Origin of the sequence: Brevundimonas sp. NIBR10 (assembly GCF_027912515.1) — a bacterium.
In the GTDB taxonomy this organism is placed as follows: Bacteria; Pseudomonadota; Alphaproteobacteria; order Caulobacterales; family Caulobacteraceae; genus Brevundimonas.
In genome coordinates this window covers 3312166-3324448 of the sequence record NZ_CP115464.1, presented here as the reverse complement: position 1 = coordinate 3324448, position 12283 = coordinate 3312166, and the positions used below count along the sequence as shown (strand labels likewise).

The 12283-nt window shown below is 65.4% G+C and carries 7 protein-coding genes; 4 read left to right on the top strand and 3 right to left on the bottom strand.

The window, feature by feature from the left end:
• Nucleotides 1-3: 3 nt before the first annotated feature.
• Nucleotides 4-1026, bottom strand: a complete 1023-nt coding sequence (locus O5K39_RS16215; protein ID WP_271144633.1) for a cupin-like domain-containing protein — start codon at nucleotides 1024-1026, stop codon at nucleotides 4-6.
• A gap of 81 nt (nucleotides 1027-1107) precedes the next feature.
• Complete coding sequence (locus tag O5K39_RS16210) at nucleotides 1108-4329, bottom strand: TonB-dependent receptor (protein WP_271144632.1); 3222 nt, start codon at nucleotides 4327-4329, stop codon at nucleotides 1108-1110.
• Nucleotides 4330-4543: 214 nt separating this feature from the next.
• Here O5K39_RS16210 and O5K39_RS16205 point away from each other — a divergent pair, with 214 nt between their 5' ends.
• The 4 genes from O5K39_RS16205 (at nucleotide 4544) to O5K39_RS16190 (ending at nucleotide 10387) form a co-directional block, all read left to right on the top strand.
• Nucleotides 4544-6058: a tryptophan halogenase family protein gene (locus O5K39_RS16205; RefSeq protein WP_271144631.1), complete on the top strand. Its 1515-nt coding sequence runs from the start codon at nucleotides 4544-4546 to the stop codon at nucleotides 6056-6058.
• Entirely contained in the window at nucleotides 6055-7521 is a 1467-nt protein-coding gene (locus O5K39_RS16200) for a tryptophan halogenase family protein (RefSeq protein WP_271144630.1), read from the top strand. Before O5K39_RS16205 ends, O5K39_RS16200 begins: the two co-directional genes overlap by 4 nt.
• A gap of 3 nt (nucleotides 7522-7524) precedes the next feature.
• Nucleotides 7525-9033 carry a tryptophan halogenase family protein gene (locus O5K39_RS16195; protein ID WP_271144629.1) on the top strand — a complete coding sequence of 503 codons (1509 nt, stop codon included), beginning with the start codon at nucleotides 7525-7527 and terminating at the stop codon, nucleotides 9031-9033.
• A gap of 145 nt (nucleotides 9034-9178) precedes the next feature.
• On the top strand, nucleotides 9179-10387 hold the full coding sequence (locus O5K39_RS16190; RefSeq protein ID WP_271144628.1) for a cation:proton antiporter: 1209 nt from the start codon (nucleotides 9179-9181) through the stop codon (nucleotides 10385-10387).
• On the opposite strand, the gene O5K39_RS16185 is transcribed toward O5K39_RS16190, so the two are convergent.
• Complete coding sequence (locus O5K39_RS16185) at nucleotides 10384-12132, bottom strand: glycoside hydrolase family 9 protein (protein ID WP_271144627.1); 1749 nt, start codon at nucleotides 12130-12132, stop codon at nucleotides 10384-10386. The genes O5K39_RS16190 and O5K39_RS16185 overlap by 4 nt on opposite strands.
• Nucleotides 12133-12283: the final 151 nt, after the last annotated feature.

The window sequence follows — 12283 nt, the reverse complement described above, 5'->3', positions numbered from 1 at the left end:
CCCTTAGCCGCGTCGGAGGCCGGCGGCCAGGAAGTCGCGAATGCGGCGCGCCAGGGTCGGCGTCATCCGGCCCAGGACGCCCTGACTTTGGACCGGGATATGGGCGGCGGGATCGCCGTCGGCTTCAAAGACATAGTGTTCGAACATCGAACGCCAGGCGTCCCTGTGCGCCGGCGGCAGGGGACGCACGGTCATCACCGAATGGATCATGGCCTCGAACGGGGAGGGCGGCGCGCCGGCCGCATTCCACCAGTAGTTCACCAGCAGATTGAACGGCGACAGGGCCTCGACCTGATGCCACCAAAGCGGCGGGATATAGATGGCGTCGCCCGGGCCGAGATCGGCCGTCACGGCGTGCGCCATGGCCTCGGCGAAGCGCGGAAATCGTTCGAGATCGGGGTCTTTCACGGACACAAGGCTGACCGGCTGGCCCGCAAGGGTGAAGTCCAGCGGGCCCACATAGAGGTTCCTGACCTGCTCCGGCGGAAACAGGGTGAATCGCCGACGGCCGGCGGCGACGCAAGCGATGTTGTCCGAGAGATCATAGTGGGTCGAGACCGTGACGGCGTTGCCGACCCACAGCCGCGCCATGGCCCGGGGATCCAGCAGTGGCAGGATGTGGGTCTTAGCGAAATCGGGAACGCAGCCGTTCGCGACGGCGGCTCCGGCATAGAGCGAGGGAGCCTGTGGCTCGATCCGGCATGCAAGCAGCCGATCAAGGATATCGACCAGGGACGCCTGTCCGCGCTCGAAATTCGTGCCGGTCAGAGTGTCGTCATAGAAGAAGCGCCCGCCGATCCCGGGCGCTCCCGTGAAGGTCTCGAGCGGCTGGCCGTTGGCGTGGGTCCTGAGCCAGTCCGCGACGGCCTCGTCACTGTCTTGTGCGGCCTGAACGACGGGCCAATCCGAAATCTGGTTCCTGATGACCACCGGCCTATAGGCGGGAAGAATGTCGCGTTCGAACTCGTCCCGGCTAACGGCCTCCCGGACCGGAATTGGTCTCGCTTGGGGGAGATGGGTACGCAACTGGGAGACCATGGGCACAGACTAAAGAAAAAGCCCCGACGGGTGAACCGTCGGGGCTGAAGGTGGTCGTCAGGGGTGGGTCTAGAAGGTGGCGCGCACGATGAAGGTGAAGCGCCGGTCGTTGATGAACCAGGAACGGCCGGTTCTCAGCAGGTCGTTGTTGAGGACCTGCGACGTGCGGGTGACCTCGTCGGTCAGGTTGACCGCCTGAATGCCGATCTTGACGTTGTCGTTCAGCGAGTAGAAGGCCGACCCGTCAAGTTGGCCGGTCGCCTCGTTCATGATCGGCGCGAACGGGACGATGACGTCGCGCGGCGTGATCAGGAACTCGGAGCGCCAGGCATAAGCCAGACGGATGGCGATCGGCCCACGCTCGTAGAAGCCGGCGAGGTTGGCGGTGTGCTCCGACAGGTTCTGGAGCGGCAACAGGCTGGTGTCGATGTTGGCGACACGTCCGGCGGCCACGTCCGGGTCGGTGTTGGACAGGGTGCTCTGGGGAACGCCCTCGGAGTCGATGTAGGTGTAGTTGGCGTTGAAGCCGAAGCCGGCGAACCGTTCGGGCAGGATGGAGTCGAGCGTGGCCTGCCAGGCGATTTCAAAGCCCTTGACCGTCGCGGTTTCGTCGGAGTTGACCGGCGTTGTCACCACGGCGTCGAAGGTTGCGCCATTGTTGGTGAAGGCCTGACGCACCGTGCCGTTGGTGATGACGTCGCTCAGGCGCTTGTAGAACAGCGAGAAGGTGAACGAGCCGGGATTGCCATAGTACCATTCGAACGAGGCGTCGAAGCTGTCTGCCTGGATGGGCTTGAGCAACGGGTTGCCGACGGCGAAGCGACCGGTCGGGCGACCGTCCACGATGTCGAGTTCGTTGGCCGACAGGTTCACGTTGAAGAAGTTGCGCGTGAGACCAATGTCCGGCGGCGTGATGGCCTTCGAATAGCCGAAGCGGAAGATTTTTCCGCCGTCCATCTCGGCCTTCAGGTTGAAGCTCGGCAGGAGGTAGTCGAACGTCGTCTCTGCGGTATCCGCGACGATCGCGCCATTGGCAAAGTTGCGGGCCGCCTGGCGGTTTGCAGGCGAGACCAGTCGACAGAAGGCCGTCGGGGTCGTGCCCACCGGAACGGCGGCGCATTCCGCCTCGGTGCTGAAGGTACCGCGAGGGAAGGCCAGATACCCGCCGGCCTGACGATCGGTCCTGGTGTAACGCAGGCCCATGTTACCGCTGAGCCTGACGCCGTTGGACAGCTCTCCGGCGTATCGAAGCATTCCGTAGAACGCATCGCTCTGTTCATCGACCGGGTTGATCTCGTTCAGGCGGTACTGCGTTCCGGGGACCACATCGCAGCGCATGGCCAGGGGCACCCAGTTCTGCGGGCAACCGTCGCCGCCGAGGCGCGCACGCCATTCGTCACCGACCAGAAGGCCGAAGGCGGCATAGGCGTCGTAGTTCTGGACGATGTTCTGATTGTAGAAGAGGCGAGGCTGGTCGCCCGTGGGGACCGGGACCTGGCCGCGGAAGAAGTTGCTGAAGGCGAAGGTCTCGAACATCGATCCGACGAGGGTGCCGGCCGTGCCGGGAACGCCGGTTTCGCCCGGCGTCGGAACGCCGTCGGCCAGATCGTTGAGCCAGACGGGCCCGCCGCCGCCCCACTGTTCGCTGATCACACCCCAGTTATAGGAGGAGAAGCGCGTGGTCTGTTCGCGCTCGGCGCGGCGATAGCCGAACCGGACGGATTCCAGCCAGCTATCCTCGTCGAACGAGTATTCACCGTCCAGCTTGATGGCGGTCAGTTCGCCCTCGCTGTCCTCGGCATGGTCCATGTTGTTGCGGACGAAGCTGTTGAACGGGTCGCTGAAGTTGGCGTTGGCGCCGTTGTAGTAGCGTGGGCAATCCGTATCCGGGGTCGGCGGCGTGGCCGGGCACTGTCTGACGGTGCCGTTCTCCGACGGCGGCAGGAAGGTGACGATCGGCACCTCATCGCCGCGGAGCTGGATCTGCGCGTTCTGGTAGGTGGAGGCCCACATCGTCGCGTCGAGGTTCTCGACCGTCGATTCGACACGCTGAAGGTCGAGCGCGAACTTCAGCTTGTCGGTCGGCGTCCATTTGAAGTTGAAGCCGTAGTCCGTAGTGATGTTTTCGGAGAAAACGTCGCGCCGCTGGTTGTTGCTCTGCAGACCGAACGGGGGGGTACGGTTGTCGCGACCGTCCTGCTGGTCGGCGCGCCAGCCGGTCGGGCCGGTGATGGTGCCGTTGGTGAAGACGCCGTCGTCGCCGAACTCGAAGGTCGTGCCGAGGACCGGACGCGAGTCGCCGTTGGAGGTGACGTTGTCGGTGGCGATCTCGACCGCATGCTCGGTCCAGGCCTGGGTCGCTTCCGAACGCAGGAACTGCGCCGTGGCGATCATGGTCCGGTCAGGGCTGCGCCATTGTGCGGCCGCAGCATAGCCGGTGCGCTGACGATCGAATTCCTGCGAGCGGAAGGAGGCGCCGCGCGGGAAATAGATCGGCTGCGACGCAATGCCCGACCGCAGCGAGAAGTTGGAAATCTGCTGGCCGTCGCCGCGGGACTTCAGCTGCGAATCGACGAAGTTGGCCAGGAAGCCGAACTCCCCGAGCGCGTTTTCCCAGCGCTTGCTGCCGAGGATCGAATAGGTGGGCGTGTATTCCTCGGCCAGGTCGCCGTAGCTGAGTTCGGCCGAGGCCGACAGTACGTCTCCGGACTGATCGAACGGAACGCGGGTTCTGAGGTTGACCGTGCCGGCGATGCCGCCTTCGATCAGGTCGGCCGACTGGTTCTTGAACACGTCAACGCCGGCGAGGAGCTCGGAGGGCACGTCGGCGAAGCCGAGCGCGCGACCGTTATTGGCGGTAAAGGCGTCGCGTCCGTTGAACTCGGAGCGGACGAAGGTGAGGCCGCGCACGACCACGCCGCTGCCTTCGACGGAGAAGTGGTCAGGGTCCACACCGGCGGCGAAGCGGTCGATCGAGACCCCCGGGACGCGTTGCAGGGCCTCGGTGACGGAGCGGTCAGGCAGGGCCCCGATGTCCTGGGCGCTGATCGAATCAACGAAGACTTCGGCGTTGCGCTTGATGGTCTGGGCACTTTGCAGGCTGCCACGGATGCCGGTGACCACCACTTCCTCGACTTCGGTGTCGTCGGGATCGTCCTGCGCCGGAGCCGTCTGGGCCCAGGCAGGGGCACCGTAAACGGCGGCGGCGACAGCGAGCGCCGAAGCCCCGTGACGCGCCCAATGGCGACTGTGGGCCCGACCGGGCGCAGTTGTGGTATTGGCTTGATTCATTCGTTTTCTCCCCAGCTGTTATAAAGTAGCGCTTTGGTAACGCTACCATTGAGGCGAGACATACCGCAGTCTTGCGGCACCTTCAAGTGTCTGAGTAATGAGGGCGTGTGCCAAATAAGCGCCTGATTTTGTTGCGCCGCACAAATCGAAAGCGGCTTGCGGACGCCGGGTCGGCCGTGGTCAACAAAGTTCTGGGTTGGGAGCGCTAACGGACATGTCTGGGGCACGGATCCGAAAGATTGTCATCGTCGGCGGCGGAACGGCGGGCTGGATGACGGCGGCGGCGCTGTCGACCCTGCTGAACCGTTCTGGTCTGAGCATTAGACTGGTCGAGTCCGAAGAGATCGGAACCGTCGGGGTCGGCGAGGCGACCATCCCTCACATTCGCAGCTTCAACCAGAGGCTGGGACTGGACGAGGACGAGTTCATGGCCCGGACCCAGGCCACCTTCAAACTGGGCATCGAGTTCCGGGATTGGGGACGTCTGGGCGACTCCTACATCCACCCCTTCGGGGCCTATGGGCGATCGATCGAGCGCGTGGGCTTTCACCACCACTGGCTTCGACTGAGGCGCGCGGGCGCGGCGGCCGATATCCACGACTATTCCCTGCCGGTCGTGGCGGCGCGCATGGGGCGGTTCATGCGGCCAGAGACCGACCCCCGTTCGCTGCTGTCCACATTCTCCTATGCCTTCCAGTTCGATGCGGGGCTCTATGCCGCCTATCTGCGTCAGCATTCGGAAGCGCGAGGCGTTGTGCGCCGCGAAGGCCGGGTCGTGGATGTCGAGCTCGACCCGGACAACGGCCACATCCGCAGCGTCGTCCTGACCAGTGGCGAGCGACTGGAAGGCGACCTGTTCATCGACTGCTCGGGCTTCCGCGGTCTTCTGATCGAAGGCGCGCTGAAGGCCGGCTATGAGGACTGGACACGGTGGCTACCGTGCGACCGCGCCGTCGCGGTGCCGTGCGACACTGTGGAGGCCTCGACCCCCTACACCCGGGCCACGGCCCTGGAAGCCGGCTGGTCGTGGCGGATCCCGCTCCAGCACCGGGTCGGCAACGGCTATGTCTATTCCAGCGCCTTTCTGTCGGATGAGGCTGCGGTCGAACGCGTCATGGGCCGTCTGGAGGGGCCTGCCCGCGCCGAGCCGCGAATGCTGCGGTTCACGACAGGGCGGCGGCGCAGGCAATGGATGCACAACTGTGTCGCCATCGGCCTGTCGAGCGGGTTCCTGGAGCCGCTGGAATCGACCAGCATCCATCTGATCCAGGCCGCGGTCACCAACCTCATCGAACTGTTCCCCGACGCGGACCACGATCCGGCTGACGCCGACGAATTCAACCGGATCATGGAACTGGAATACGACCGGATCCGCGATTTCCTGGTGCTGCACTACAATGCCACGGAACGGGACGACACGCCGTTCTGGAACCATTGCAGGACGATGGAGGTGCCCGACAGCCTCGCCGAGAAGGTGGCTCTGTTCAAGGAGCGCGGCGTCGTCGCCCGTTATCGCGACGGCCTGTTTCTGGAACCGAGCTGGCTCGCCGTCTATTTCGGCCAGAGGATCGAACCCGACGCCTATGATGCGCTCAGCGACCGGGCTCCCGAGGCGGCCCTGGCCGAGGCGCTCGAGACCCTGCGGACATCCGTGCAGCGGGCTGCGGCGGCAATGCCTTCGCATGAGGCCTTCGTGAAGGCCTGCTGTGCCGCCAGGGCCATGGCATGACACGCAGCGTCCTCATCGTCGGTGGCGGTTCGGCGGGCTGGATGACGGCGGCTGCGCTTGCGCGTGCGACGCGCGGACGGGTGTCGGTGCGTCTGCTGGAAGACCCGGGCCATGTCGAGGACACTGGGGTCCTGGGGCCGTTCGAGGCGATCCTGCCGTCGCTGAACGGCTTCAACGCCTCACTGGGTCTGACCGAGGCGACCCTGATCGCCAAAGCGAACGCGACCTATCGGCTGGGGACGGTTTTCAGGTCGTGGACCCGCCGGGATCACGACTACATCCATCCCTTCAGTGAGTTCGGCGGAACCCTGGACGGGGTGCCGTTCCATCATCACTGGCTGAGACTCAAGGCGGCCGGGATGGCACCGCCGCTTGAAGCCTTCGCCGTCGCAGCCGTGGCAGGGCGGGCAGGGCGGTTCAGTCTGCCGTCGGACGACCCCCGCTCCGTGACCTCCACCATGGGCTACGGGCTGCACCTGCCGGTTGCGGACTATGTCGCCGTCGTCCGGGATGTCGCCGTCGCAGCGGGCGTCGAGCGAATCGCGGGATGGTTCGCGGACATCGAGCGGCGCGCCGACGGAGAGGGCCTCAAGGCGGTCGTGGCCGGCGACGGACGTCGGTTCGAGGCCGATCTGTTCATCGACGCGACGGGCCAGAAGGGCGATCTGATTTCACGCCTGGACGCGGGCCGGGTCGATTATTCGCACTGGCTCCCGGCCGACCGCATCAGCGGCGCCTTGGGCCCGGTCGAAGCCCTGGGCCCGCTGACGGAAGCGAAGGCCTTGCGCGGCGGCTGGTCCTGGAAGGCCCCTCTGGGGAACGGCGTCGGGACCATGCGGGTCTCGGCCAGCGCCTTCGAGGCCTCGGGCGCACAGCCGCAGATCAGATTCTCAAATGGGCGGCGATCACGGGCCTGGGTCGGCAACTGTGTCGCGATCGGATTGTCGGCGACGACCCTTGAACCGCTGGAGGCGTCCGGTCTGCATCTGGTTCAGAGTGGCGTGAGCAAGCTGTTGGGCCTGTTCCCGTCCAGCGATTCGATGGGCGCAGCCGCCGCCGAGTACAATCGTCTGATCGCGGCCGAGGCTGATCGGCTGCGGGACTTCATGATCCTGCACTACCGGGCGAACGCCCGCAAAGGCGAGCCGCTGTGGGACGCTGTCCGCAATACGGCTCCACCGGATGAACTGGCCCACAAGGTTCGAATGTTCTCAAGTCGCGGGCGCGTCAGTCTGTACGACGAGGAAACCTTCGAGGACTCCAGCTGGATCGCCGTATTCATGGGCCAGAACCTCATTCCGCGACGGTACCATCCGATCTGCGATCAGACGCCGATCGCGGATCTGGTCGCACGTCTGGGACGCATGCAGGCGGTGATCGGTCAGGCCGTCGAAGCCATGCCGACCCACGCCGAGATGCTGACCCGATACTCACGCGAACCGACACAACCCAGGCCATCGTGACCCATGACGACTGACAACCGCATACGAAAGATCGCCATCGTCGGCGGGGGCACGGCAGGCTGGATGACGGCGGCTGCCCTGGCCAAGATTCTGGGCCCCGGCTACGCCGAGATCACCCTGATCGAGTCCGACGAGATCGGAACCGTCGGCGTCGGTGAGGCGACGATCCCCCAGATCCGCACCTTCAACACCATGCTCGGTCTGGACGAGGACGAGTTCATCCGGCGCACCCAAGGCACCTTCAAGCTCGGGATCCAGTTCCGCGACTGGGGCCGGATCGGAGATCACTATTTCCATCCGTTCGGCCCGTTCGGTGTGGATATGGAGGGCGTGTCGTTTCACGCCTTCTGGCTTCGGCTGAACCAGCAGGGCGATTCCTCGTCGATCTCTGAATATTCCCTCCAGGCCATGGCGGCCGAGCGGGGCAAGTTCATGCGCCCCATCGATGCCGGACGATCGCCCCTGTCCAAGATCGCCTATGCCTTCCATTTCGACGCGGGACTGTATGCTCGCTACCTGCGCGAATATTCCGAGGGCCGGGGCGTTAGCCGGCTCGAGGGGCGGATCGTCGACGTCGCCCTGCGTGGCGAGGACGGGTTCGTTGAACGCCTGACCCTGGGCGACGGCCGGACGGTCGAAGCCGATCTGTTCGTCGACTGCTCCGGCTTTCGCGGGCTGCTGATCGAGGGGGCATTGAAGACCGGCTATGACGACTGGTCGCACTGGCTTCCCGCCGACCGGGCCGTCGCCGTTCCGTGCGAGCGGGTCGAGGACCCTGTGCCCTTCACGCGGTCGACGGCGCGGGCGGCAGGATGGCAGTGGCGGATCCCGCTCCAGCACCGGACCGGCAATGGATATGTGTTTTCAAGCCGGTTCATCGACGAGGCGGACGCGACGGCGGACCTGCTGAGCCAGCTGGACGGCAAGGCTCTGGCCGAACCCCGGACGCTTCGCTTCACGACCGGGCGACGCCGGAAGTCCTGGAACCGGAACGTCGTGGCGCTGGGACTGGCGTCCGGCTTCATCGAGCCGCTCGAATCCACCAGCATCCACATGGTCCAGAGCGGCATCGCCAACCTGTTAGCCATGTTCCCGACCAAGGCCTTCGAACAGGCCGAGACCGACCGGTTCAACCGGGTCGTCGCCTACGAGGCCGAGCGGATCCGCGACTTCATCATCCTGCACTACAACGCGACCCAGAGGACGGACACGGAGTTCTGGAACTACGTCCGGACCATGCCGGTGCCGGACAGCCTTCTTGAAAAGTACGAGATCTTCCGCAGCCGGGGCCGGGTGTTCCGGGAGAACGAGGAGCTGTTCAACGACACCAGTTGGTTCGCCGTCATGATCGGCCAGAATGTCGCCCCGGCCAGTTACGATCCGGTCGCCGATGTCCTGACCGTCGACGAGACCCGGCGGCGATTGGCCCAGACGGCCGAGGCGATCCGGAACTCGGCGGACTACATGCCGGCCCATGCGGCGTTCATCGCCGAGCATTGTGCTGCGCGATGACGGGGCAGCTTGGCCGTAAGCCTTGCCGTCGCCGTCGGGCCATGTAATTGTCTGAGTTGTCGATCGACGCGACATATCGCTCGCGCGATCGACGCCAACTTGAAATTCGATCAGCCGAACAAGAGCTGAGTGGCGGGGGTCTTCCATGCACGCAATGACGACGACCGAGATATTCCTGATCGCGTTGCTGCTGATCTTCACGGCACCGTATCTGATCTGGCGCGGGCTGCGCACCGAATACTATGCGCCCCTGGTCGTGGTTCAGATCGTCTGCGGGATCCTGCTGGGGCCCGGCGTGCTGGGGGCGGTGGCGCCGGGATACTATGAGTTCGTCTTCAATCCCCAGGTCATCACGGCTCTGAACGGTGTCGCCTGGTGGGCGGTGATGATCTTCGTGTGGATCGCCGGGATCGAACTGGACCTGAAACAGGCCTGGGCGCGTCGTGGCGAGACCGGGGTCACGGCCGGACTGGCCCTGACCGTGCCCCTGATGTTCGGCGCCGTGGCCGGTATCGCGATGCTTCAGCTTCCGGGGTGGGTCGGGCCGAATGGTCAGCCCTGGCAGGTCGTGCTGGGCATCGGCATGGCCTGTGCGGTGACGGCCCTGCCGATCCTGGTGCTGTTTCTCGAGAAGCTGGAGATCCTGCGTCTGCCGCTGGGCCAGCGTGTGCTTCGTTACGCCAGCCTGGACGACATCGCCATCTGGGGCGTTCTGGCCCTGATCCTGCTGGATTGGGAGCGGGTCGGACGGCAGGCAATCTTCCTTGTGGGCTTCGCCGTCGCGACCTATGCGATCCGGGCGCTAATGAAGTGGCTGCAGGAACGCGACCGCTGGTACGTCTCTCTGATCTGGCTGGCGGCTTGCGGGTTTGCGGCCGACTGGTGCGGGTTGCACTTCATGGTGGGGGCCTTCCTGTCGGGGGCCGTGCTGGACGGCGAATGGTTCGACCGCAAGCGGATGGACCAGTTCCGCGACCACATCCTGTTGGCCATCATGCCGGTCTTTTTCCTCAGCACGGGCTTGCGCACCCAGTGGGACGTGGGCGGGGTGGCCGTGTTCGGGGCTGCGGCCCTGCTGTTGTTCGCCTCGGTGGCGGGCAAGCTGGCGGGTCTTCAGATCGCCGGTCGCATCCTGAAATGGGAGAAGGGCGAGGCCTCGATCATCGGGTGGCTGCTGCAGACCAAGGCCCTGATCATGATCATCTTCGCCAACATCCTGCTGGACCGGGGGATCATCACCAACGAGACCTTTACCGCGCTTTTGCTGATGGCCGTCGGATCGACGATGCTGACCATCCCGATGGTGACGCCGGCCCTGCGCAAGCTGAAGGCGCTGGCGGGCAAGGGCGGCTAGCCGGGCGACAGGAAGGCCGCGACCCAGACGAAGGGCGCGTTCCAGTTGATGGCCACCTCGTTCTGGGTGAAGGCCCCGATGTCGTCGCGCCAGCAGGTTTGGGGCAGGCATTTCCCGCGCATGGTCTCGGCGACGGGATCGCTCATGTTGGTGTTGTTCGGCCCCCCCGAAAGCACCCCGGCCGGAGGCATCGGATAGGCGGGGTCGCTGGAGTGGGCCCAGAACCGGTGGTGCGGATTGCGCATCGGCCGGTCGCCATATCCGGTCACATAGGACTGGTCCAGCGGGTTGCGGCCCAGCACATAGTCCATGGCGGCCACGACCCCGTCCCTGAACGCAGGCTCTTTGGTGAAGTCATGAGCCAGGCCCAGCACCATCGCCCGGTTCATCAGATTGCCGTTGGAGCCCCAGCTGTAGTCGGGACCTGCGAAGGGCTGGCCATATCCCTGTGTCGCGCCTTCGGCGAGGTATGCCCGGCCGGCCGCGACCAGGGACTGGCGGGCACGTTGGCGCTCGGCTTCGGGCAGACGGTCGCTCGACAGCGCCAGGGCGATGGTCCCCAGCGCTCCGACGCCGTTCCAGCCGATGTCCCCCGTCGCCCGATCTCCGATAGGGCCCGCCAGATAGTGGGGCGACGACCTCAACGCCTGCAGCAGGGCCGCGTCGCCGGTGGTGAGGTACAGTTCGGCCAAGGCCCAGTAGAACTCGTCGCTCAGGTTGCCGTCGCCGTAATCGCCACCCCCGTTGAACGAGCCGACGGCATAGATGTCAGGGTGGCGTTCCGCTGCGGCCATCCCGCGCTTTGCAGCCTCCAGGGCGCGGGCCGAGAATGCGGGGTCGATGGTCTTCCAGATCCGCGCGGCCTGGGCGGCGACGGCGACCATGTTCAGGGTTGCGGCCGTGTTCGGGGCGTAGAGATACCGCGTCTCGGGATCGTTCGCCGGGGCCATGGGCAGGCCCGTCCAGCGGACGTCGTGGACCTTGTGGTGAATCAGTCCGCCGGCGTCGACCTCGGTGAAGGTCAGGGGCTGCTCGCGGGTGAACCGGCCGACGGGAACACGCAGGCGTGAGCCGTCCGGGACCTGCATCCGCAGCAGGAACTCGACCTGCCAGCGGGCCTCGTCGAGCAGGTCCGAAACGCCGTTGCCGGCCTCTGGGATGTCGGCGGATCCGTCCGGGTAGGGCTCGCTGATCCCGACGGCGGCGGCGCGCTCCCAGGCGTTCAGCAGAGTCCAGGTCGAGATGCCGCCGTTGACAACATACTTGCCGTGGTCGCCCGCGTCGTACCAACCGCCCGACACATCGAGGGTATAATCGCAGCCCGGCCAGACATTGCCGCGCATGTCTTCGCCGGCGAAGCAGGTGGCGCGATCGGGGGCATGACCGGCGGGACGGGCGAGGTCCGGGCGGACCACGTGTTCGGCCTCGATCGCGATGCCGTTGCGGTTCTCGTAGAAGAAGATCAGGGCGTCGCGCTTGATCGTGGCGAACGGTGTGTCGGAGATCGCGAGGTTCCGGCGATGGCCGCCGACGGAGAGCTGGTAGTTTCCTGCCGGGCGAAGATCGTCGAACCGGACCGTATGGACATGGTCGCCGGAGGTGGAATCCAACCCGACAACGACCGTCTGACCGCGAAGCACAACGCGGCCGTCCGTAGCGGCGATCGACCAGTCCAAGGGTCGCGTAGCGGGATCCACCAGCGTTGCCGCCTTGGGTCCATTGGTGCCGAATGCGACTTGGTTCAACCGGACAGGATTGAGCGGAGGCGACTGGGCCAATGCCACAGCGCTCAGTGACACGACAGCGGTGGTCGCCATGAGAACCCGAAGGACTGTCGAGAACCGGGAATGAACGCGCATGGGAGTCCTTGCAATTTCCGGAAGAATTGTCTGAGTT

Coding starts and splice junctions, on each gene's coding strand:
- O5K39_RS16210 (WP_271144632.1), bottom strand. CDS start 4,329: ATGAATCAAGCCAATACCACAACTGCGCCCGGTCGGGCCCACAGTCGC.
- O5K39_RS16205 (WP_271144631.1), top strand. CDS start 4,544: ATGTCTGGGGCACGGATCCGAAAGATTGTCATCGTCGGCGGCGGAACG.
- O5K39_RS16200 (WP_271144630.1), top strand. CDS start 6,055: ATGACACGCAGCGTCCTCATCGTCGGTGGCGGTTCGGCGGGCTGGATG.
- O5K39_RS16195 (WP_271144629.1), top strand. CDS start 7,525: ATGACGACTGACAACCGCATACGAAAGATCGCCATCGTCGGCGGGGGC.
- O5K39_RS16190 (WP_271144628.1), top strand. CDS start 9,179: ATGCACGCAATGACGACGACCGAGATATTCCTGATCGCGTTGCTGCTG.